This window comes from Arthrobacter sp. P1_H7 (assembly GCF_056405215.1).
In genome coordinates this window covers 180,693-203,027 of the sequence record NZ_JBFUCO010000006.1, presented here as the reverse complement: position 1 = coordinate 203,027, position 22,335 = coordinate 180,693, and the positions used below count along the sequence as shown (strand labels likewise).

Here is a 22,335-nt window from a genome sequence, read left to right as displayed (position 1 = left end):
ATCAGCTGGCGGCATACTGGGAAAGATTAGTGGCTACAGAAGGACGGACCAATGACGATCTCCGCAGACCACGCTGCGCAGCCAGCTGCGCAGCAGGCCGCGCAACAAGATCCAGCCGGTGAGGCCGTGAGCAAGTTCGGCATCACCGTTGAGGACTACATGCTTCCCGCCCGCCACCAGATCCAGATGGTGGGCCCGGACGGAACCCTGAATCCCCACACGGAGCAGGGCACCCAGCCGGGGCACGAGTACAGCCTGCCCAGCGAAGCCGAACTGATGGCCGCATACGAGCAGCTCGTCGTCGGCCGCCGCGTCAATGACCAGAACTCCGCGCTGGTCCGGCAGGGCCGCATGGCCGTCTACCCCTCGAGCCACGGCCAGGAGGCGTGCCAGGTTGCCGCCGCACTGTGCCTTGCCGAGGGCGACTGGCTGTTCCCCACCTACCGCGACTCTGTGGCCGTCATGGCCCGCGGCGTGGATCCGGTCCAGACGATGACGCTCTTCCGCGGCGACTGGCACGGCGGCTACGACCCCGCCAAGAACAAGGTTGGCATCCAGTGCACCCCGCTGACCACCCAGCTGCTGCACGGCGTCGGCGTTGCCCACGCCGCCAAACTGCGCGGCGAGGACACCGTGGTCCTGGCCATGTGCGGCGACGGCGCCACGAGCGAAGGCGATTTCCACGAGGCCCTGAACTTCGCCGCCGTCTTCCACCTGCCCGTGGTCTTCTTCGTCCAGAACAACCAGTACGCGATCTCCGTGCCGCTGGCGCACCAGTCCGTTGCGCCCTCGCTCGCCCACAAGGCCGTGGGCTACGGCATGGCTGGCGAACGCGTGGACGGCAACGACATCGTGGCCCTTCTGGCCGTCCTCGGCCGGGCCGTCAAGCTCGCCCGGGAAGGTTCCGGCCCGCTGCTGGTGGAGGCGCACACCTACCGGATGCAGGCGCACACCAACGCCGATGACGCCACCCGCTATCGGCAGGACAGCGAAGTCGCCGAATGGGTGGCGAAGGATCCGCTGAGCCGGATGCAGACCTACCTGACGGACCGCGGCCTGCTGGACGACGACCGTGCCGCCAGGATCGCCGAAAAGGCAGAGGCTGTGGCCACGCAGCTGCGCGAGGGCCTCAGCGAAGAGGTCCCGGTGGAACCGCAGGATCTCTTCAAGTACGTCTTCTCCACCCCCACACCACAGCTGAAGGAACAGTCCGCCATGCTCGCCGACGAACTGGCCCGCGACGCCGCATCCACCGCAACCGCATCTGCTTCGAAGGGGGCCGGGAAATGAGCCCCACCATCACCACATCCTCCGAGGCGAACGGCAACGTCAGCGCCGCGACCGCGCGCGCCGCCGCCAAGGCTGCTGTTGCGGCCGAGCAGGCCGGCCCGCAGACCATCACCCTGGCCAAGGCCCTGAACACCGCGATGGCGGACGCCATGCACGCGGACCCCTCGGTCCTGGTCTTCGGCGAGGACGTCGGCATGCTCGGCGGCGTCTTCCGCATCACGGACGGGCTCACCAAAACCTTCGGCACGAGCCGCTGCTTCGACACCCCGCTGGCCGAATCCGGCATCGTCGGCATGGCCGTCGGCATGGCGATGAACGGCATGCGCCCGGTCATCGAGATGCAGTTCGACGCGTTCGCGTACCCGGCCTTCGAACAGATCGTGAGCCACGTCGCCAAGATGCACAACCGCACCAAGGGCGCCGTGAAGCTGCCCATGGTCATCCGGGTTCCCTACGCCGGCGGCATCGGGGGAGTGGAGCACCACTGCGACTCGTCCGAGGCCTACTACGCGCACACCGCCGGCCTGAAGGTCTTCACCCCGGCCACCGTGGCCGACGGCTACCGGATGCTCCGGGAAGCCATCGACTCCGACGACCCCGTCATGTTCATGGAGCCCAAGAAGCTTTACTGGTCCAAGGACCAGGTGGACTTGGACGCGCTGCGCGCCGAGCACGCCGCGAACACCGAGCACGGCACGTCCTCCGAGGGCCGCGCCGCCGTGGCCCGCCCCGGCACCGACGCCACCCTGATCGCCTACGGCCCGTCAGTCCCGACAGCGCTCGCCGCCGCGGCCGCCGCCGCCGAGGAAGGCCGCTCGCTGGAAGTGATCGACGTCCGATCGATCGTGCCGTTCGACGACGAGACCGTCTGCGCCTCGGTCCGCAAGACCGGCCGCGCCGTGGTCATCGCCGAGGCCCACGGCTTCGCGTCCGTGGCCTCGGAAATCGTCGCCCGGGTCCAGGAACGCTGCTTCCACCACCTGGCCGCACCGATCCGCCGTGTCACCGGTTTCGACGTGCCGTACCCGGCGCCGAAGCTCGAGCACTACTACCTGCCCGGCGTGGACCGCATCCTCGACGCCGTAGACGACCTCCAGTGGGAAGACTGACCATGAGCGAACCGAAAGTATTCCTCCTGCCGGACCTGGGCGAAGGCCTCACCGAAGCCGAACTCGTGAACTGGCTCGTGTCCGTGGGCGACGAAATCCGCGTGGACCAGCCGATCGCCGAGGTCGAGACGGCCAAGTCCATGGTGGAGGTGCCCTCGCCGTACGCCGGCACCGTGGCAGTGCTGCACGGCGAGCCCGGCCAGACGCTCGACGTCGGCAAGCCGCTGATCTCGGTGATGCCGGTTGGAGCCGCTGTTTCCGCTGCTTCCGGTGCTTCCGCTGCTTCCGGTGCTTCCGGTGCGGGCGCCGCCACAGGCGATGCCGCCCCCGCCCCTTCGCCGATCGGCATTGCTGCAAGCAGCATGCCGACCGGCTCCGACAGGCCCGATGCCACTCCCGGGGCGGCATCGCCTGCGTCGGCTGGGTCTGCGGGTACGTCACCGGCCGTTGCTTCCGACTCACCTGACGCCGTTGTTTCGTCGCCGGCTGCTGTTGCGGCTGAGGCTTACCGCGAGGAGGAGAAGGCCGGGTCCGGCAATGTCCTGATTGGGTATGGGACTCCTGGCGGTCATGGGGTTGCCCGGCGGACGCGGGCTCCTAAGCGGGCCGCGATGGCTGAGGCTGTCAGCGGGGTCTCTGCTGCCGAGAAGGCTGCCGATGACCTGGTGCTGATGCGCACCAGGGTTCCCGGGAAACTGGGGGCCGTTATTTCTCCGCTGGTTCGCCGGATGGCGCGCGATCATGGGGTTGATTTGGGGGAACTCCAAGGGTCGGGGGCCAGCGGGCTCATCATGCGGCGCGATGTCGAGGCCGTCATCAAGCCGTCGCCGGTGGTTGAGCGCCCGGCTGCAGAGCCTGCCGCGCCTGCCGCGGCATCCGGAGACACCGACGCGCGCACCGGGCTGGGCATTTCCGGACGCACGGCGGTCCGGGGCGTGCGCAAGGCGGTCGCGGCGAACATGACGCGCAGCCGCTCCGAGATCCCGGAAGCCACCGTGTGGGTGGACGTGGACGCCACAGCGCTGGTGGAGATGCGTGCCGCGCTGAAGAAAGCGGACCCGCACAGCACCCCCGGGCTGCTGGCCTTCATCGCCCGGTTTGTTACTGCCGGGCTCAAGAAGTTCCCGGAGCTGAACACCCGGATCGTGACCACCGAGGATGCCGCGGGCGGCGCGATGCAGGAGATTGTGGCCTTCGACGGCGTCAACCTCGGGTTCGCGGCGCAGACCGACCGCGGACTGATGGTGCCGTCGGTGCGGAACGCGGACAAGCTCAGCGCCCGCGAACTGGACGCCGAGATCCGCCGCCTCACCGCCGTCGTGCGCGAGGGTAAAGCGACCCCGGCGGAACTGGGCAGCGGCACGTTCACGCTGAACAACTACGGCGTGTTCGGGGTGGACGGTTCCGCCGCGATCATCAACCACCCCGAGGTGGGGATCCTCGGCGTCGGGCGGATCATCGACAAGCCCTGGGTGGTCAACGGCGAGCTCGCGGTCCGCAAGGTCACCGAGCTGACGCTCACGTTCGACCACCGGGTGTGCGACGGCGGCGCGGCCGGCGGCTTCCTGCGCTACGTCGCGGACGCGATCGAGAACCCGGGGTCGGCACTCGCGGACATGTGAGGCTTAACCGGGATCTGCATCCCGGGTGAGGGGACGGGGACCGCACAGTCAGTCTGGTGCGGTCTCCGTGCTCTCCGGCCGGGCCGAGAGCCACCGCGCCAGCCACGATGCCGGCAGGAGCAGCAGCCACACGAATGGCGTGTAGGCGTTGAAGACGAACGCCGCCGGGATGGAGAGCAGGAAGACCAGCGCCACAGCAATCCGCGCATAAAAGATGCGGCGGTGGACGTGGGCGGCCATCTCGCGGTCCATGAGCCCCGCGTGCTTCGCATAGCCCCAGATGGCCGCCAGCATCAGATAGACCGCGGCAATGTTGGCGGCGTACAGGACGCTCGGCCACGGGGTGGGATCGTCCCCGTAGTCACTGAGGACCGCCGTCGGACCGGGCAGCATGGCGATGAAGAACAAGAGGGCCAGATTCAGCCAGGCCAGGTTCGCATTGAAACGGCGGATGAGGGCAAAGTCGGAGTGGTGGGACATCCACGTCTTGGCGATGATGACAAAGGACAAGGCGTACGCCAGCAGCTGCGGCAGGGCAGCCACCAAGGCGTCGTCCACCTGCTCCGCGGGAATGCCCTCGGGCAGTTTCAGGTCCAGGGCCAGGAGCGTCAGGGCGATCGCGAAGACGGCATCGCTGAAGAACACCATCCGCTCCAGGGACGTGCCGGATTTCAACGGGAGCCACCCCCATTCGTTCGGTGGAGCACCTGGCTCACTCGAGGGAAGTAGCCCACAGGCTACACCGCCGCGCAGGCCACGACGAGGGGTCCGGGCATACCCGCCGCAGGGACGGGACGGGCATGCCCTGACGGGAAATGCCAGCCAGCGCGGGTAGAATCGAGGCCTGTACAGCACTAACAACGCCGGACCAACAATGCCGGAAAAGCGTCGGAAATACGGAGATTCAATGTCACGATGGCTCGAAGTCGGTCCGGACAACTACGTACTGACAACCCAAGGTTCCCTGCTCAACACCGGTCTGGTGGTCGGCACCGAGCGCGCCATGGTGATCGACACCGGCTGCGGCCCCCGGCAGGGCCGCGAGATCCTGGCCGCCGTGCGGGAAAAGACCGGGTTGCCGCTCGTCGTCGTCAACACGCACGCCCACTACGACCACTTCTTCGGCAACGCCGTCTTCGCCAGTGACGGCGTCACGGAATTCTGGGCGCACGAGAACTGCGCCGCGGAAATCGAGGAGAACGGCGACGAGCAGCGCCGCCTTGTGGCCTCCGCGGAACCGGAAATGGCGGCCGGTCAGGGATCCGACGCTGAGCTGGTGGTTCCGAACGCCATCGTGAAGGACCAGCCGGTGCTCGTGGATCTTGGCGGACAGACCGCCACCTTGTTCTACCTGGGCCGCGGCCACACCGACGGCGACCTCCTGGTCGGCACGGCAAGCACCCTCTTCGCCGGCGACCTCGTTGAACAGGGTTCCCACCCATCCTTCGAGGACTCATTCCCGGAAGACTGGGCCGACGCCCTCCGGCACCTCTCCGCGCTGCGGCACCGCTACGAATTCCTGATTCCCGGCCACGGCGAACCCTGCTCGGACCAGTTCGTCAAGACCATGGCCAACACCATGAGCACCGCGGTCCGGCAGGCCATCCAGGCCACCCGGGAAACCCCGGACGATGCAACCAAGGCCATCCCGATCCTGCCGTACGGCCCCGAACAGTCGCGCTGGTTCATCAAGCGCCTGCAGGACACGCGGGCCCACCGCTAAGTCCAGATAAATGGCGGTGATGGTAAGTGTGCTCATTACTGCCCCTAGACTTGTTCCTTGAACGATGTCAATCGAGCACTGCAGCGGTCTGCGCTGTGATCCCTGGGGGGAACGAACATGCCAGAACCGGTCGAAAACAAGACCGCCAACGCCCTCGCTGAAGCTGAAGCAGCTGAAGAGCAGGCCCAACTTCCGCGTCGGAGAGACCGCCGCCGCGGCGACGACTCTGACGCCTGGACAGGAACCATGCCCATCATTTCGAGCAACCAGGCCGAACAGCGCCCTTCAGCCCCCAGCAGTTCCTGGGCGGAGGCCGCCGCTGCCGCCGATGCGCCAGCGCGCCCGCAGCCTGCCAAACCGTCCAAGGATCCCGTGCTGAAGCCGCCTGCCCCCGAGGCCGCTCCTGCCGTGCCCGCCCAGCCCACCCGTTCCACCCGTTCGGCCAGCAAGGCCGCGGCCTTGGCCGACGCCCCGCTGCCGGACTTCATCAGCTCCCCGGGTCTTTTTGTCCGCGAGCAGAAGCCCCGGCCCGTCGGCGGGTTCCGCGGCGCCCTCTTCAACCTCACCGGCGGCGGACTGAACCTGGGCCCGAGTGCCAGGCAGCGTGAGGAAGACGAGCTGGCCCGGCGCATCTCCCGCCAGCTCCAGGGCAGCTACAACACGGCCGTCCTGAGCCTCAAAGGCGGCATCGGGAAGACCTCCACTACAGTCGGCGTCGGACTGACCCTGGCCGAGTTCCGGGGCGATCCTCCGTGCGCCATCGACGCCAACCCCGATTCCGGCGACCTCGTCGAGCGCGCCCTCGGCGAAGGGATCTACCAGCAGCAGAGCCCGCGCACCATCACCGACCTGCTCAAGAACATCGAGTCAGTCGATTCCCTCACGGCCCTGGCCCGTTACATGCACCACGCCGGCAGGCTCCACCTCATCGCCGGCGAACAGGACCCCGAGGTTTCAGATTCGCTGACGGCCGAGGAATACCTGCGGATCCGCAAGCTCATCTCCGCCTACTACTCAGTGGCGCTGATCGACTGCGGCACGGGCGTGACGCACAATGCCATGAGCGGCATCCTGCAGTCGGCGGACAACCTGATCATCGCGGCCGGCTACGCCGTCAGCGGAGCCAAGCGGGCCCGCAGCACGCTTCACTGGCTGGCCAGCCACGGCTACGAAGATCTGGCCCGCAACGCCGTCGTGGTCATCACCGACAAGGACGAGGTGTCCACCCGGGTGGACAAGGACGCCATCGAGGAACACCTGTCCGGCATCTGCCGCCAGCTGATCGCGGTTCCGCACGACCGCGGGGTGGCCGACGGCGACCTCGTCACACTCGATGTGCTTCGCCCCGAAACGCGGCGCGCGTACCGGGAGATCGCCGCGGCAATCGTCGACGGATACGTCTAAGCGCGACCCATGCCGGCCTCCGCGGTACATTTGAGCATGGCCAACAACTCACTCGGGGTCGACGCCGCCCGCCACCTCCAGGACCTGCTTCTGGGGACCGACAACGTCGAGGACTTCCTGGGCCGTCTTGCGGAGTTCTCGGCCGCCACGCTGAGCCGTACGACCGGCGCCGAGATTGAGTGCGGCGTGACCTTGCAGCGCCGCAAGCGGACCATGACGGTCGCGGGCAGCAGCGCGCGGGCGGTCACCCTGGACCGCATCGAACAGACCCTCGGAGACGGCCCCTGCATCGAGGCGCTGCGGACCAGGTCCGTGGTCTTGCTGGCGGATGTCGACGCCGACCCCCGCTGGCCCGACTACCAGCGGCAGCTTGCCGCCAACGGGTGCCGCAGCACCCTGGGCGTTCCGCTGGAAATCGGCGACGACGCCGCCGCGGCCCTGAACTTCTTCGGGGCGGACACCGGGCTGTTCACGGACGACATCATTGCGGAGGCGGCCGGATTCGCCGACCTCGCCGGCCGCGCCCTCCGGCTGGCCGTGCGGCTCGGAACCTTCCAGTCCCGGGCCGAGGATCTCCAGTCGGCCATGGAACACCGCACTTCCATCGATCTGGCCTGCGGCGTGATCATGGCCCAGAACCGTTGCTCCCAGGACCAGGCCATGGCCATCCTCACCAGGGTCTCCAGCAACCGGAACCAAAAGCTCCGGGAAGTCGCCGAGGACGTGCTCCGGCACCTCACCAGCGAGGAAGTCCGCACCCACTTCGACGCGTAGGGCAGGGACGGCCACGGCGGGTGCCTAGGATGAAGGGGATGACCAGCACACGCCTCGCGCCCTTCAGCCTCCGCAGCATCGCCGTTCCCGCGTTCGGGCCGGCCCTCATGTTCAGCCTGGGGGAGGGCGCGATCCTGCCCGTGGTCGCCCTGTCCGCCCGTGATCTTGGCGCCTCCGTGCCCGGTGCCGCGCTGATTGTGACGCTGATCGGCCTCGGATCCTGGTTCTTCAACCTTCCGGCGTCACTGATCACCCTGAAATTCGGGGAACGCTGGGCGATCGTGGGGGCCGCGGCCGCCAGCGCGTTCGCCCTCGCCGCGGCGGCCGTCGCTCCGCTGTTTTCCGGCGGCCTCTGGGTGCTGGCGGCGGCGATGGTGGTGGTCGGCATGGCCGCCAGCGTATTCAGCCTGGCCCGGCAGAAATACCTGACCGAGGCCGTCCCGGTCACGCTCCGGGCCCGGGCCCTGTCAACCCTCGGCGGCGTCAACCGGATCGGGATCTTCATCGGCCCGTTCGTTGGGGCCGCCGTGATGCAGTTTGCCGGCATCAGCGGGGCCTACTGGGCCGGCGTCGTCGCGATGGCCGCCGCGGCGGCCGTGTCCGTCACCATCCCCGACCTCGAAGCGAAGCCGCTGCCGGCCGGCGGCGTTCCGGAGCAACAACCCACCTTGCGCGGGATCGCGGTGTCCCACGCCGGCGTCTTCCTGAGCGTGGGGATCGGGGTGCTGCTGCTGAGCGGGCTGCGTGCCTCGCGCCAGGTGGTCATCCCGCTGTGGGCCGATCACCTGGGCCTGGACCCCACCCAGGCCTCCCTGATTTACGGGATCTCCGGGGCGATCGACATGCTGGTGTTCTATCCGGCAGGAAAGCTGATGGACCGCAAGGGCCGGCAATGGGTGGCCGTGCCGTCCACACTGATCATGGGGACGGCCATGGTGCTGATTCCGCTCAGCACGGGCTTCGTCTCACTCATGCTGGCGGCGCTCCTGATCGGCTTCGGCAACGGGATCAGCTCGGGCCTGAACATGACGCTCGGGGCCGATTTTTCGCCGGACAACGGCCGCGGCCAGTTCCTGGGCATCTGGCGCTTCATGGCCGACGCCGGTGCGACCGGCGGGCCCGTGCTGCTCTCCGCCGTCACCGCCGTCGCGTCCTTGGGGGCCGGCGTGGCCGCGACCGGCGTGATCGGCTTGGCCGCCGCGGCCGTGTTCGCTGTGACCATTCCCCGGCTCAAGCACCGCCGGAACTACTGAGTGTTGCCGGGTCCCTGGCGCGCCCCCTACCGTGCCTGGCGCAGGGGCCTGTCCCGCCGCCGTGGGTCCGGCTGCCGGGCGGCCAGGCCGAACAACCACACACCGGCCACCGTGGCGAGGTAGCCGGCAATGACGATCAGCGCCGTGCCGGCCCAGAAGTAGCTGATGGTGCTGACCTCCTGCCCGCCCGGGCCGATGCTCAGCAACGCGACGGCCGCCACCCCGGCCGCGGCAAGACCGGTGAGGACGGGAAGCGCCACCCACACCCTGGCGCAGGCCCAGTGCTCGTTGTAGCCGTTCCAGACATTCCAGCCCGGGCCCCGCCGAATGATCAGCCAGCCGGCCGGGACCATGAAGGCCCCGACCACCAGGAAAGCCGCCACCACATCGGCGGGCCGGTGCCACTGGTTGATCAGCGTGGACACGCCCGTGGCGACGGCAAAGCTGCCGCCCAGATAGCCGGCCAGCGGCCGCCAGCGCGGCGAGACCATGAGGAACACGGCAGCGGCGGCCGAGGCCGCCATGGTGGTGTGGCCCGAGGGAAGCGAATTCAGCTCCAGCGTCTCGACGCCGCGGTACGGCCGGACCGGAAGCCAGTCCTTCAGGATCTGGGTGGCCAGGTTGGCCCCCACACACGCCGCAATCGCAATCACCGCCGCAGACCAGCGGCGCCGCAGGATAGTGACGAACACGACCACAACCGACGCGATCACCACAGAGAGCGCCGGCAGCCAGTCCAACAGCTTGGTGGCGGCCTTGCCCGCGGTACCGCTGAGCTCCACGGCTTCCACGAGGGCCGATTCGTCAATGAACTGGCCCGTGGTGGTACGGACAAAGAAGACGTAGGTGGCGGCCAGCGCAGCGACGCAGGCAACCGTGGCCAGCACGAACAAGGCGGCGGTGGCCTTGCCGGGGGACCACTGAGCCTGCGGATCCGGTGTGGCGCGGGCCCGAGCGCTGCGCCCCGGATTTTCGGGCGGACGGGCCGGGAGGACTTGTGTTTCCGCGGCCTGTGTTTCGTAAACCGGTATCTCCTGGACCTGGGTTTTCTGGACTCGGGCAGACGGGTCCCAGGGGGTGCGTTCCTGCCGAAAAGTCATGCCATTAAGAGTCCCACAGAACCCTGCGCGCCAGCTGAAGGGCCCGGCGCGCGGCGGGGACGGTAGTACCTGCCAAAAAACGAGTACCCACTACTCGTGCGCCGCCGGACCGGGATTTGTAGAGTCGTGTGTGCCGGCGCGGCTTGTCCCCGGCACGACGCTCCTTGAGCGGGGCCGGCGGAGACGAGTTTCCTGGACCAGGGACTCACCCCCAGTCGACGCCGGCCCAATCAAGGATCCACGCCCGGCTCCCGTATTGCATCGCCGTACTGCCTCCCGTACTGCGTCCCCGCGCTGCGCGTCCCAGGCCGGTGTCCAGGCATAGCTTCGCTGTGCATTCCTCGCAGTGCATTCCCAGTACAGTGGCTCCATGCCTGCCCTCCCCATGGACCCCCCGGCACGTCCCGCCGCGCCCCTGCCCGGCCTCGACGAACTCCTGGCCGGCGCCCATGTTGTAAGCCTGCCGATGCGCGTGAAATTCCGGGGCATCATGCAGCGGGAGGCCCTGCTGCTCCGCGGGCCGCTGGGCTGGGGCGAATTCTGTCCCTTTCCCGAATATGGCGACGCCGAGGCCTCCCGCTGGCTTACAGCCGCGATCGAGGCCGGCTGGGCCGGGTTCCCGGCACCGTTTCGGGACAGCATCCCGGTCAACGCCACGGTCCCTGCCGTGCCGGCGCACCGGGTGCCGGAGGTCCTGGCCCGCTTCGGGCGGGTGGACGCGGTCAAAGTCAAGGTCGCGGAGCGCGGCCAAGGCCTGGACGACGACGCCGCCCGGGTGGCGGCCGTCCGGGAGGCGCTGCCGGACGCCGCGATCCGGGTGGACGCGAACGGCGGCTGGGACGTGCCGGAGGCCGTCGCGGCACTGACGCGGCTCGCCGCCGTCGGGCTCGAATATGCCGAACAGCCCGTGCCGGAGATCTCGGGCCTCGCCGAGGTCAGGCGGCAGCTCCGGGCCGCGGGCGTCCCCGTGCTGATCGCCGCGGATGAGAGCGTGCGCAAGGAGGACGACCCCCTCAAAGTGGCGCGGGCCGGCGCCGCGGACCTGATCGTGGTCAAGGTGGCCCCGCTCGGGGGAGTGCGGCGCGCCCTGCAGATCGTGGCGCAGGCCGGGCTGCCCGCCGTCGTGAGTTCGGCGCTGGAGACCTCGGTTGGGATCCGGGCCGGGCTGGCCCTGGCTGCCGCACTGCCCGAACTGCCGTACGCGTGCGGGCTGGGCACGGTGTCCCTGCTCGCCGCCGATGTCACGCAGGATCCGCTGGTGCCCGACGACGGCGCGATCGCCCTGCGCGACGTCCGCCCGGCGCCCGAGCTGCTGGCCGAACACGCCGCCTCGCCGGAACGCCGCGACTGGTGGCTGGACCGGCTGCGGCGTGTGCACGCGGTGCTGGCCGCATCGACTGCTCCGTAACGGCCCTTCAGGACCGCGAAAACGGCGTTTGCGGAGCAACCGATGGGTTCGGCGGTACGGCGAGCATTCACCGGGACTTCATCTGGGAGACGCCTCTCGGTAGCCAGCGGCTGGAAGGGTGGGCGCGACCGCAACTCACCCCATGGAAGGTCTCTCCATGTCTGTCTCCTCCGGACGCACGTTTTCCCTGCTCCCCATGCTTGGCCACACCAAAGGCAAGCGAAGCCCCGTCACCTGCGCGCTGAAGTGCGACAACGCCTGCTCAGGCGAGGTCTGCAACACCAGCAACAACAGCTACTTCCGTGACATTGCCTCCGCCACGATGTCGCGCCGCGCCGCGCTGGGCTTCGGCGCTGCCGGCGCGCTCGCCGTCGTCTTCGGCAACGCGGTGACATCCGCCGGAACCGCCGTCGCCGACGGCGGCCCGGGCCTCGCCGCCGCGGCCAAGGACGGGTTTGGGAAATCCAAGCTGCAGTTCACCGCCATCGCACCCGTCGACGCCAGCGTGGACAAGCTGACCGTCCCCGCCGGGTTCACCTGGCAGCCGGTCATCCGCTGGGGTGACCCGCTGTTCAAGGACTCCCCGGCCTTCGACATCGCGCACCAGAGCGCCGCGGCGCAGGCCCGCCAGTTCGGCTACAACAACGACTACACCGACATCCTGCCGATCGAAGGATCCAAGGACCGCCGGGCCGTGCTCTTCACCAACCACGAATATACCAACGAGAACATCATGCTGCCGGCCGGATTCGACGCCGCCGAGGCCCGCGCGATCGGCCGTGCAGCCCACGGACTGACGGTGGTGGAGCTGGAACGCACGAACAAGAACAAGCCCTGGAGCTACGTCCGGGGCGCCGGGCTGAACCGCCGCTTCCTGACCGACACCACCTACGAGCTCGACGGTCCGGCCGCCGGATCCGCCCTCCTGAAGACCGCCGCCGATCCCTCCGGCCGGGCCATCCGGGGCACCCTGGGCAACTGCTCCGGCGGCACCACCCCGTGGGGCACCATTTTGTCCGGCGAGGAAAACTTCAACGGCTACTTCGCCGCGCCCGGAACTTCCGACGCCGACAAGCGCTACGGCCTGACCAGCAAGCCCACCGCCCGCCAGTGGGAACTGGATGACCCGCGCTTCGACACCCGCAACGCCGGGTACAAGAACGAGGCCAACCGCTTCGGCTGGATCGTGGAAGTGGACCCCTTCGATCCCACCTCCACGCCCCGCAAGCACTCCGCGATGGGCCGCTTCAAGCACGAGGGCGCCAACGTGATCGTCGCCAAGTCCGGCCACGTGGTGGCCTACATGGGCGACGACGAGCGCTTCGACTACCTGTACAAGTTCGTCTCGGCCGGCACGTACCGGCCCGGAAATACGGCGGAGGACCGCAAGAACAACCTCACGCTGCTCTCGGAGGGTGACCTGTACGTCGCGAAGTTCACCGGCAATTCCCCGGCCGACGGGTTCGACGGCGCGGGCAAGCTTCCGGCCGACGGCGCCTTCGACGGCGCCGGTGTTTGGCTGCCCCTCGTGGTGGGCGGACAGTCCAAGGTGGCCGGGATGTCCGTGGAAGAGGTGCTCGTGTATACCCGCCTCGCCGCCGACAAGGTGGGCCCCACCAAGATGGACCGCTGCGAGGACGTCCAGCCCAGCCTGCACACCGGCAAGGTCTACGTGGTCTGCACCAACAACGCGGACCGCGGCAAGCCCGGCAAGGAAGGGGCCACCGAGGTCAACCCCCGCACCCTCAACCGCGACGGCCACATCGTCGAAATCACCGAGACCGGAGACCAGAGCTCCACAACGTTTGGCTGGAACCTGCTGATGGTCTGCGGCGATCCGGCCAAGAACTCCGCCACCTACTTCGCCGGGTTCCCCGCGAGCCAGGTCTCACCGATCTCCTGCCCGGACAACGTGGCGTTCGATTCCGTAGGTAACCTCTGGATCTCCACCGACGGTGCGCCCTCCAGCATCGGCTACGCCGACGGGCTCTTCAAGGTGACCCTGGACGGTGCCGAACGCGGCAAGGTGGAGCAGTTCCTCGCCGTCCCGCGCGACGCCGAAACCTGCGGCCCGGTCATCCACGACGACGAGCGCACCGTCTTCGTTGCCGTTCAGCACCCGGGCGAGGAAGGCACGTTCGCCGACCAGCACTCGTACTTCCCGGACTACGTCGCGGCCGGGGCGACGCCGAAGCCCGGCCAGGTGCGCGCCCCGCGTCCGTCCGTGGTCCAGGTGTTCCGCACCGACGCCTAGCCGCCTCCGGTCAAAGCAACGCGGGGTCATTTCCCGCCCGTGTCGGCGCCCGGCATGGGCCGGAAATGACCCCGCGTTGCATCTGAGGGCGCTGCTTCGGAGGACGGGCGAGCATCGGGGGAGGGCTCCTACTGATAATTTGGGATTGTGAATAATCCGGCCGAATTGGTTGTCCCCAGAGTCCAGGCTGCAATTGCCACCGCGTTTGGCGAAGAGTTCCGGCAGACGGACCCGGTGGTCAGGCCCTCCCAGTTCGCGGACATCCAGATCAACGCCGCCATGGCCCTGGCCAAGAAAGCCGGCCTGCCGCCGCGGGACGCCGCCGCCAAGATCGTGGAAGCCCTGAACCTGGACGGCATTTGCACCAGTGTGGAAATCTCCGGGCCCGGCTTCATCAACCTGAGCTTTGACGGCACCTGGATCGAGGAACTGCTCAATGCAGAGTCGGTCCAGGCTGCGTCCCCGGCCACGGCCGTCACGCCCGCCGCGACACCGCAGCGCGTCGTCGTCGACTACTCCTCCCCGAACGTCGCCAAGGAAATGCACGTCGGCCACCTGCGCACCACCGTGGTGGGTGACAGCCTCGTCAAGGTGCTCGAAGCCCTCGGCGACACCGTGATCCGGCAGAACCATATCGGTGACTGGGGCACCCCGTTCGGGATGCTGATCGAACACTGGCTGGAGGTCGGCGAGGACTCCCCGGAGGCGGCGCTGCTGGTGGAGGACCCCAGCGCCTTCTACCGGGCCGCCCGGGCCAAGTTCGATGCCTCCGCCACCGACGAGGACGGCTTCGCCACCCGGGCCCGGCTCCGCGTCGTTGCCCTGCAGGGCGGCGACCAGGAGACCTTCGCCGTCTGGCAGCGGCTGGTCGCGCAGTCCAAGCGCTACTTCAACGCCATCTACTCCACCCTCGGCATCAGCCTCACCGACGACCACATCGCCGGCGAAAGCTCCTACGACGCGCATCTGGCCCAGCTGTGCCAGGAACTCGAGGAGCGCGGCCTGGCCCGGATCAGCGACGGCGCCCTGTGCACCTTCCCGGCAGGATTTACCGGCCGCGACGGGCAGCCGCTGCCGCTGATTATCCGCAAGTCCGACGGCGGCTACGGCTACGGCACCACGGACCTCGCCACCATCCGCTACCGGGTCCGCGACCTGGAGGCCAACCGGATCCTCTACGTCGTGGGCGCCCCGCAGAACGTCCACCTGCGCATGGTCATGGCCAGTGCGCGGGACGCCGGCTGGCTTCCGGAGACGGTCGAGGCCGTGCATGTGCAGATTGGCAACGTGCTCGGCGAGGACGGGAAGATTCTCAAGTCCCGCTCCGGTGCCCCGGTGAAGCTCATGGCCCTGCTCGAGGAGGCCGTGGACCGTGCCCGCGCCGTCATTGACGCGAGCCGGCCCGAGCTCAGCGAGGCGGAGCGCGCGGTGACCGCCCGCCAGGTGGGCATCGGCGCCGTCAAGTACGCCGACCTCTCCACCGGACACGACACCGAGTACGTCTTCGACTTCGACCGCATGCTCGCCCTCAGCGGCAACACCGGACCCTACGTGCAGTACGCTGCGGCCCGGATCCGCTCCATCCTGCGCAAAGCCGGGGTGCTGGAGCAGATCACCGGCGACGGCGGCACACCGGCAGTCGGCGCTGCGGGAACTGGGGCCCAGCTGACCGAGGTCCCGCTGGCAGGTCCTCCGGCGGCCGGCACTCCGGCAGCCGAAGCAGCCGGCGGACCCGCCACGGCGATCGCCGTCGTCGAACCCGCAGAACGCGCGCTGGCCCTGCACCTGCTGGAGTTCGACGCGACGCTGAACAAGGTGCGGGACGCGCTGGAGCCGCACCGGCTCTGCGGCTACCTCTTTGAGCTCGCGCAGCTTTTCACCACGTTCTACGACCAGTGCCCGGTGCTCAAGGCCGAGGAATCGGTCCGTGACTCGCGGCTGGCCCTGTGCGCGCTGGCGCTGCGCCGCCTCTCCGGCGGCCTGGAGCTGCTGGGCATCGAAACGCCGGAGAACATGTGAGTCCGGCGGATTCCGCTGCCTCCTCGCCAGCCCCCGGCCGCCTGACCGCGGTGGAGGCCGCTCGCATCGCCGTCGACACGCTGCTCGCCGCCGGTGTGCGCCAGGTGGTGGTGTCGCCGGGATCGCGCTCGGCGCCCATGGCCTACGCCCTGGCCGAGGCCGAAGCCGCCGGACGAGTGGAGCTGCTGGTCCGGATCGACGAGCGGTCCGCCGGCTTCACGGCCCTGGGCCTCGCCCTGTCCGCCGGTGCCCCCGCCGCCGTCCTGACCACGTCCGGGACCGCCGTCGGCAACCTCCTCCCGGCCGTCATGGAGGCCAACCACGCCGCGGTGCCGCTCGTGGTCATCTCCGCCGACCGGCCCGAGGAACTGCGGGGAACCGGCGCCAACCAGACCACTGTGCAGCTGGACCTCTTTGGCGACCACGTCCGCTTCGCCGTCGACGTGCCCGCGGGCAGCGATCCGCAGCGCGCCGTCGAAACGGCCCTCAGCGCCGCCACCGGAGCGTTCGAGGACGCCCCGCCCGGGCCGGTGCAGCTCAACCTTGCCTTCCGCGACCCTCTGGTCCCGGCCGTGGGCGACGGGCTGCCCGCGGCGGCCGGACGCGGCATCTACCGGGCCGCCCGGAAGCCCCTGGCCCTGGACTTTCCGGCCGCATCAGCGGCGCTGCCGGAGCGGCGCACCGTGGTGCTGGCCGGGCACGACGCCGGCCCGGTCGCCGAGGCTTTCGCCCGCGCGCACGGCCTGCCGTTGCTGGCCGAACCGTCTTCCAACGCCCGCTTCGGCCCCAACGCGGTGGGGCCCTACCGGCTGCTGATCGAGCACTTCGGCGCGGACGCGGCACAGCCGATCGAACGCGTGGTCCTCTTTGGCCGGCCGACGCTCTCCCGGCCGGTGAGCGCGCTGCTGGAGCGCGCCGATGTCCCTTCGGCCCTGTACCAGCCCGTTCCGGTGGCCTGGTACAAACCCGGCCGCCGCACCGAACTGCCGCTCGAAACCCTGGCGGACCTGGCGGAATTCGCCGGCCGCGGAACTGCCGCATGGCTCGATGCCTGGCTCCTCGCAGGAGCCGCCGCCCAGCACGCCGTGGACCTGATCCTGGCCGCAGCCCCGGCCGCGACCGGCCCGTCGGTGGGCGCCGAGGTCTGGAAACACGCCCGCGGGCAGCTGGTTCTGGGCTCCTCGAACGGGATCCGCGACGTCGACCTCGCCGGGGCGCCGCCCGCGGAACCCCAGGCCACCATGTTCGCCAACCGAGGCCTGGCCGGGATCGACGGCACCACCTCCACCGCCACCGGGATCGCCCTTGGCGGGGGCCAGGAAACCACCGTGTTCATGGGGGACGTGACGTTCCTGCACGACGCCGGGGGACTGCTGCTCGGGGCCGGCGAGGCCGAACCGCAGCTGCGGATCGTGGTGCTCAATGACGCCGGCGGTGCCATCTTCGGGCTCCTGGAGCACGGCACAGTCGCCGCGGCGGGGCGCTACGGCGACGCCGTCGAACGTCTCTTCGCCACCCCGCAGCGCGTGGACCTCGCCGCGCTGGCCGCGGCATACGGTGTCCCGCACCGCCAGGTCGGCACGACAGCGGAACTCGCCGAGGCGCTGTCCGGCCCGCTGGAGGGCCGCAGCATCATCGAGGTGCGCACGGACCGGCACCGGCTCGGGGAACTGCACCGCGCCATCCGGGCCGCGGTGGCCACGGCCGTGGAGGGCCTCCCGCAGACCTAGAGCACGTTTCCGCTACGAAAAAGGACAGCCGCTACGTGGATCCACGAAGCGGCTGTCCTTATTCGGTGCGGAATACCGGTATTACAGCACCCGGCTGAGGAACTCCTTGGTGCGGGGGTGCTGGGGATTGGCCAGGACCTCCCGCGGGTCGCCCGACTCCACGACGATGCCGCCGTCCATGAAGGTCAGACGGTCACCGACTTCCCGGGCAAAGCCGATCTCGTGGGTCACCACGATCATGGTCATGCCCGACTTGGCGAGGTCCTTCATCACGTTCAGGACATCGCCCACGAGTTCAGGGTCGAGCGCGGACGTGGGCTCATCGAACAGCATAAGCTCGGGGTCCATGGCCAGGGCCCGGGCAATCGCCACGCGCTGCTGCTGGCCGCCGGAGAGCTGGGAGGGGTAGTGTCCGGCGCGGTCGCCGAGCCCCACCCGGTCCAGCAGCTCCAGGGCACGTTTGCGCGCGACGGCCTTTGACTGGCCCTTGACCTGGACCGGGGCTTCCATGATGTTCTGCAGCGCGGTCTTGTGCGGGAACAGGTTGAAGCGCTGGAAGACCATGCCGATCTCGCGGCGCTGGGCGGCGATTTCCTTGGTCTTCAGGTCATGGAGCCTGCCCTTGACCTCGCGGTAGCCGATCAGGTCGCCGCCCACCGAAATACGCCCGGCACTGATGGTCTCCAGCAGGTTCACGCAGCGCAGCATGGTGGACTTGCCCGAACCGGACGGGCCGATCACAACGGACACCTCGCCCTGGTTGACGGTCAGGTCGATGCCACGCAGCACGTGGTGTGTGCCGTAGTACTTGTGAAGGCCCTCGATCTTGACCAACGGCTGCTCAGTGGTGATCGTCATTTCGCCTCCTCCTCGGGGAAGTCCATCTTGAGGTCCGGCTCGGCCTTGGCACTGGGGGCCACGGCCGCGGACGCCTTGGCGGCAGCGGGGTTGATCGCTGCCGGAACCCGGTTGTCCACGCCCTTGCCGTAGTGCGCCTCAATGAAGTGCTGGCCTACCATCAGGATGCTGGTGATGACGAGGTACCAGAAAGCAGCGACAATCAGCAGCGGAATGGGAAGGTAAATCCGGTTGGCCAGGGCGTTCGTCGCGAAGGTCAGGTCCAGCGTGAACGGCACCGCCAGGACCAGCGACGTGGTCTTCAGCATGCCGATGGTCTCGTTGCCGGTGGGCGGCACGATGACGCGCATGGCCTGCGGCAGGATGATCCGCCGCATGATCTTGCCCTTTGTCATGCCGAGGGCCTCGGCGGCCTCACTCTGGCCCTGGTCCACGGACTTCAGGCCGGCCCGGAAGATCTCAGCCAGATACGCGGATTCGTTGAGACCAAGGCCCAGGATGGCCGGGATCAGGCCGTGCGTGGGGTCCGAGGTCACCCAGGTGAAAGTGGCAGGACCAAACGGGATTCCGAGCACGATCGTCGGATAGAGAACAGTGGCGAGCCCCCAGAAAAGCAGCTGGGTGTAGATCGGGGTACCGCGGAAGAACCAGACCCAGGTCCAGCTGGACCAGCGGAACACCGGGTTATCGGACTGCCGCATGAAGGCCAGCAGGATGGCCAGGACGATGGCCAGGACCATGGAGGCAAAGGTCAGGACCAGGGTCCAGACAACGCCCTGGACCACCTTAGTGTCCAAGATGTAGGTGCCGACGACATCCCAGCGGAAGTTGGGGTTAGTGAACAGGCTCTGCAGGAAGCCGATAAGGACGCCGATGATGATGGCGGCGCTGATCCAGCGGCCGGGGTGCCGCACCGGCACCGCATTATTCAGTACCGGTGCTGCGTGGCTGTCGTGGTCGCTGTCCATCTCTGCACCTGTTGCGGGTCCGGTTGTTGGAAGGCTCAAGACGCCGCCGCCGGGTTGACCTCGGACTTGGTGATGGCACCGTCGGTAACGCCCCAGCCCTCAAGGATCTTCTTGTAGGAGCCGTCTTCCATCAGCTTCGTCATGGTCTTCTGGACGACGTCGGCCAAGGCCGTGTCCGACTTGGCGACGGCGATGCCCTGGGGAGCAGAATCGTAGACCTCGCCGAGCTTCTCGATCTGGCCGTTGGTCTGGGTCAGTGCGTAGCCGATGATGGGGGAGTCGGCGGCCATGGCATCGATGCTGCCGTTGACCAGGCGGGTGGTGATGTCCGTCTGGGTCTTGAGCGTCACGATGTTGATGGGCTGCTTGCCCTCGGCGATGCACTTCTTGTTGCGGTCCGAGAGGTCCGGATCTTCCTGGATGGTGCCGGTCTGCACGCCGATGGACTTGCCGCACAGGTCATCGAGGGAGATCTTCTTCGGGTTGCCCTTCTGAACGGCCCAGCCGGTGCCTGCCTGGTAGTAGCTGACCATGTTCACCGCGGCAAGCCGCTCCGGGTTGATCGTGAAGGAAGAGATGCCGAGGTCGTACTTCGGGCCCAGGGCCGGAAGGATGCCGGTGAATTCAGCCGTCTGGACCTGGACCTTCAGGCCGAGCGCGGCGCCGATCGCCTTGGCGATGTCGACGTCGTAGCCCACAGGGGTCTGGCCGTCGGTGCCGAGGAATTCCGCGGGGGCGTAGGACGTATCCGAGCCGACGGTCAGGGTGCCCTTTGACTTGATCGACTCGGGCAACATGGCCGCCAGGGCATCGTCTTTCTGGACCGTGCTGGGGTCAAAGCTGGCCGCGGCACTGCCGGAAGGGGTGGCCGCGCCGCCGGTCCCGGTCTCGGAGGCGTTCGTGCAGGCCGTGAGGGCCAATGCGCTCACGGCGAGCACCGTGGCGAGCTTCAGTGCGGGGTTGCTCAGGAGCGAAGGGGAGATCTGCATTTTCTTACCTTTTGTTGCCGGAGGGATGCGTAACGAGGCCGATTTATAGTGTATCGCCGAACAAGAGATGTACGTCACAGAAAACTAAGTTTCACTATTGGATAACTAAACCAGACCCAAAAGCAATATCTTCAATGCGCGCCCTGTCTGTGATCCCGGATTCCTGCCCGTTCGCCGGCTCCCGCCGTGCCAGATCGGTGTCTAATTCTCCGGGGGGCCGGGGCCGCCAGCCCCGCGGGCCTAGCTGCTGATGCCGAGCGATTCCAGCATCGGACGGAACTTCGCCCACGTCTCGGCGAGCTCAATCTCGGGAACCGAGCCGTCCACCACGCCGCAGCCCGCATACAGTCGGACCGTGTGCGGGGATTCGATGACGGCGCCCCGCAGGGCGATGCCCCACTCGCCGTTGCCGGCCGCGTCGAGCCAGCCGACCGGCCCGGCGTACGGGCCGCGGTCTAGGTGCTCGAGCTTGCGGATGAGTGCCCCGGCCACGGTGGTGGGGGTGCCGCAGACGGCGGCGGTCGGATGCAGCGCGTTGATCAGGGCCAGGCACGTGGGGACGTGGCCTTCCACCTCGGCCAGTTCGGCCTTGACGTCCGAGGCCAGATGCCACACGTTGGGCAGTTCGAGGATGAAAGGCTCGCTGTGCGCGTTCATGGCCTCGGAAAACGGGGCCAGCTGCGTGGTCAGGGACTGGATGGCGATGTCGTGTTCGTGGCGCTGTTTCTCGGAACCGGCCAGCACCCGTTCGGCGAATTCCAGCGGCGAGCCCGCCATGCCATCGGCGTCGCGGCGGTCCAGGGTGCCGGCCAGGACGCGGGCCTGCGCGGTGCGGCCCTCCACCTGGATCAGCATTTCCGGCGTGGCCCCCACCAGCCCGTCCACACCGTACGTCCAGCATTCGCGGTACCGGGCGGACAGCTCGCGCAGCACCTCGGCGGCCTTGACGCCGGTGGGGACGGTGGCCACGACGTCCCGCGCCAGCACCAGCTTCTCCAGGGCGCCGGTCCGGATCTCTGCGACCCCGGCGGCAACGGCGGCCATCCAGTCTTCCTCGCTGAGCGAGCCGGTGTGCAACGTGGCCCCTGCGGCCAAAGGCAAAGGACGTACGACGGCGCCACCCGCCTGCGCGGCCGCAGGCACCGGGTCGTCCACCACAGTCACTCCGGCGCCGGGACTGGCGCTCGCAGCGGCGCCGGGATTGGCGCCGGGACCGGGGTTGGCGCTAACGCCGGGATTTGAGCCGGGATTGGCGCTCGTGCCCCGAAGCCAGCGGTCCAGGGCGGCGCGGGCGCCTGCTTCGGTGAGTTCGCCGTCGTCGAACGTGAGCTGGGTCAGCCAGGCCTGGCCGTCACGGAGCCCCACAGCGATTTCCGGGACCAGCAGCCGGGATTCATGGGCGGAAGCCTTGGAGAAGGCGAAGGAGCCGAAAGCGACCGGACCGGTGCCGGGGCAACCCACACGGTCCTCGATCTCTGCCTCCAGGACCTGGTGGCGCCACCAGATGTCCGCCTCGAGGAACCGCTCGGGGCCGGTGGCGGTGAATCGGGCGATCTCGCCGAAGCCCACGAGCCCGGCCTCGCGGCGGGTCCAGCAGAGGACATCGTCCCGGACCAGAAACGACGGCAGGCCCCCGGGGAAAGTTTCGGCATCGAGGGGGACTGTCAAGGTGCGGAACGTGCTCGTCATGATGGCATAACACTAGCCCGTGATCGCCCGTTGGGTGGATATACACGAGTCGGCAGGGCCCGGATGAGGGTGCCGCGGCCGTTGCCGCAGGTGAAAGCCGCGTCAATTGACGGTCCGTTCGTGGGAGCGCCGATCATTTGAGACA

The 22,335-nt window shown here is 68.6% G+C and carries 17 protein-coding genes; 11 read left to right on the top strand and 6 right to left on the bottom strand.

The window, feature by feature from the left end:
- The first annotated feature begins 51 nt into the window (after nt 1-51).
- Genes pdhA through AC1DXI_RS08830 form a run of 3 tightly spaced genes read left to right on the top strand, consistent with a single transcriptional unit; the run spans nt 52 to nt 4,021 of the window.
- A complete protein-coding gene (pdhA, locus tag AC1DXI_RS08840) occupies nt 52-1,290 on the top strand; it encodes a pyruvate dehydrogenase (acetyl-transferring) E1 component subunit alpha (RefSeq protein WP_018775127.1) in 1,239 nt (412 codons plus the stop codon).
- On the top strand, nt 1,287-2,399 hold the full coding sequence (locus tag AC1DXI_RS08835; protein WP_026537453.1) for an alpha-ketoacid dehydrogenase subunit beta: 1,113 nt from the start codon (nt 1,287-1,289) through the stop codon (nt 2,397-2,399). Before pdhA ends, AC1DXI_RS08835 begins: the two co-directional genes overlap by 4 nt.
- 2 nt (nt 2,400-2,401) lie before the next feature.
- Entirely contained in the window at nt 2,402-4,021 is a 1,620-nt protein-coding gene (locus AC1DXI_RS08830; protein ID WP_476938265.1) for a dihydrolipoamide acetyltransferase family protein, read from the top strand.
- 48 nt (nt 4,022-4,069) lie between these two features.
- Here the strand turns inward: AC1DXI_RS08830 and AC1DXI_RS08825 are convergent, their stop codons facing one another.
- Complete coding sequence (locus AC1DXI_RS08825) at nt 4,070-4,696, bottom strand: TMEM175 family protein (protein WP_476938264.1); 627 nt, start codon at nt 4,694-4,696, stop codon at nt 4,070-4,072.
- A gap of 232 nt (nt 4,697-4,928) precedes the next feature.
- On the opposite strand from AC1DXI_RS08825, the gene AC1DXI_RS08820 reads away from it, so the two are divergent.
- The 4 genes from AC1DXI_RS08820 to AC1DXI_RS08805 all read left to right on the top strand — a co-directional run bounded on the left by AC1DXI_RS08820 (nt 4,929) and on the right by AC1DXI_RS08805 (nt 9,175).
- Entirely contained in the window at nt 4,929-5,744 is an 816-nt protein-coding gene (locus AC1DXI_RS08820) for an MBL fold metallo-hydrolase (protein WP_476938263.1), read from the top strand.
- Between the two features lie 117 nt (nt 5,745-5,861).
- Nucleotides 5,862-7,148, top strand: a complete 1,287-nt coding sequence (locus tag AC1DXI_RS08815; RefSeq protein WP_476938262.1) for a MinD/ParA family ATP-binding protein — start codon at nt 5,862-5,864, stop codon at nt 7,146-7,148.
- A gap of 36 nt (nt 7,149-7,184) precedes the next feature.
- Complete coding sequence (locus AC1DXI_RS08810; RefSeq protein WP_028277729.1) at nt 7,185-7,922, top strand: GAF and ANTAR domain-containing protein; 738 nt, start codon at nt 7,185-7,187, stop codon at nt 7,920-7,922.
- A gap of 38 nt (nt 7,923-7,960) precedes the next feature.
- A complete protein-coding gene (locus AC1DXI_RS08805; RefSeq protein ID WP_476938261.1) occupies nt 7,961-9,175 on the top strand; it encodes an MFS transporter in 1,215 nt (404 codons plus the stop codon).
- 26 nt (nt 9,176-9,201) lie between these two features.
- Here the strand turns inward: AC1DXI_RS08805 and AC1DXI_RS08800 are convergent, their stop codons facing one another.
- Nucleotides 9,202-10,275, bottom strand: a complete 1,074-nt coding sequence (locus AC1DXI_RS08800) for a phosphatase PAP2 family protein (protein WP_476938260.1) — start codon at nt 10,273-10,275, stop codon at nt 9,202-9,204.
- 370 nt (nt 10,276-10,645) lie between these two features.
- Here AC1DXI_RS08800 and AC1DXI_RS08795 point away from each other — a divergent pair, with 370 nt between their 5' ends.
- From AC1DXI_RS08795 to menD, 4 genes are all read left to right on the top strand, one after another.
- Nucleotides 10,646-11,683: an o-succinylbenzoate synthase gene (locus AC1DXI_RS08795; protein WP_476938259.1), complete on the top strand. Its 1,038-nt coding sequence runs from the start codon at nt 10,646-10,648 to the stop codon at nt 11,681-11,683.
- 157 nt (nt 11,684-11,840) lie between these two features.
- Nucleotides 11,841-13,937 (top strand): PhoX family protein, encoded by a 2,097-nt coding sequence (locus tag AC1DXI_RS08790; protein ID WP_476938258.1) that lies wholly within the window; start codon nt 11,841-11,843, stop codon nt 13,935-13,937.
- A gap of 147 nt (nt 13,938-14,084) precedes the next feature.
- Nucleotides 14,085-15,956, top strand: a complete 1,872-nt coding sequence (argS, locus tag AC1DXI_RS08785; RefSeq protein ID WP_476938257.1) for an arginine--tRNA ligase — start codon at nt 14,085-14,087, stop codon at nt 15,954-15,956.
- Nucleotides 15,953-17,686 carry a 2-succinyl-5-enolpyruvyl-6-hydroxy-3-cyclohexene-1-carboxylic-acid synthase gene (gene menD, locus AC1DXI_RS08780; RefSeq protein WP_476938256.1) on the top strand — a complete coding sequence of 578 codons (1,734 nt, stop codon included), beginning with the start codon at nt 15,953-15,955 and terminating at the stop codon, nt 17,684-17,686. The genes argS and menD overlap by 4 nt, the downstream gene beginning before the upstream one ends.
- 81 nt (nt 17,687-17,767) lie before the next feature.
- Here menD and AC1DXI_RS08775 read toward each other — a convergent pair whose 3' ends face one another.
- The 4 genes from AC1DXI_RS08775 to AC1DXI_RS08760 all read right to left on the bottom strand — a co-directional run bounded on the left by AC1DXI_RS08775 (nt 17,768) and on the right by AC1DXI_RS08760 (nt 22,190).
- A complete protein-coding gene (locus AC1DXI_RS08775) occupies nt 17,768-18,544 on the bottom strand; it encodes an amino acid ABC transporter ATP-binding protein (RefSeq protein WP_028276658.1) in 777 nt (258 codons plus the stop codon).
- The gene (locus tag AC1DXI_RS08770) at nt 18,541-19,512 is read right to left on the bottom strand and encodes an amino acid ABC transporter permease (RefSeq protein WP_476938255.1); all 972 of its coding nucleotides are present in this window, start codon (nt 19,510-19,512) and stop codon (nt 18,541-18,543) included. Before AC1DXI_RS08770 ends, AC1DXI_RS08775 begins: the two co-directional genes overlap by 4 nt.
- 35 nt (nt 19,513-19,547) lie before the next feature.
- The gene (locus tag AC1DXI_RS08765) at nt 19,548-20,501 is read right to left on the bottom strand and encodes an ABC transporter substrate-binding protein (protein WP_476938254.1); all 954 of its coding nucleotides are present in this window, start codon (nt 20,499-20,501) and stop codon (nt 19,548-19,550) included.
- Nucleotides 20,502-20,741: 240 nt separating this feature from the next.
- Nucleotides 20,742-22,190: an isochorismate synthase gene (locus AC1DXI_RS08760; protein ID WP_476938253.1), complete on the bottom strand. Its 1,449-nt coding sequence runs from the start codon at nt 22,188-22,190 to the stop codon at nt 20,742-20,744.
- Nucleotides 22,191-22,335: the final 145 nt, after the last annotated feature.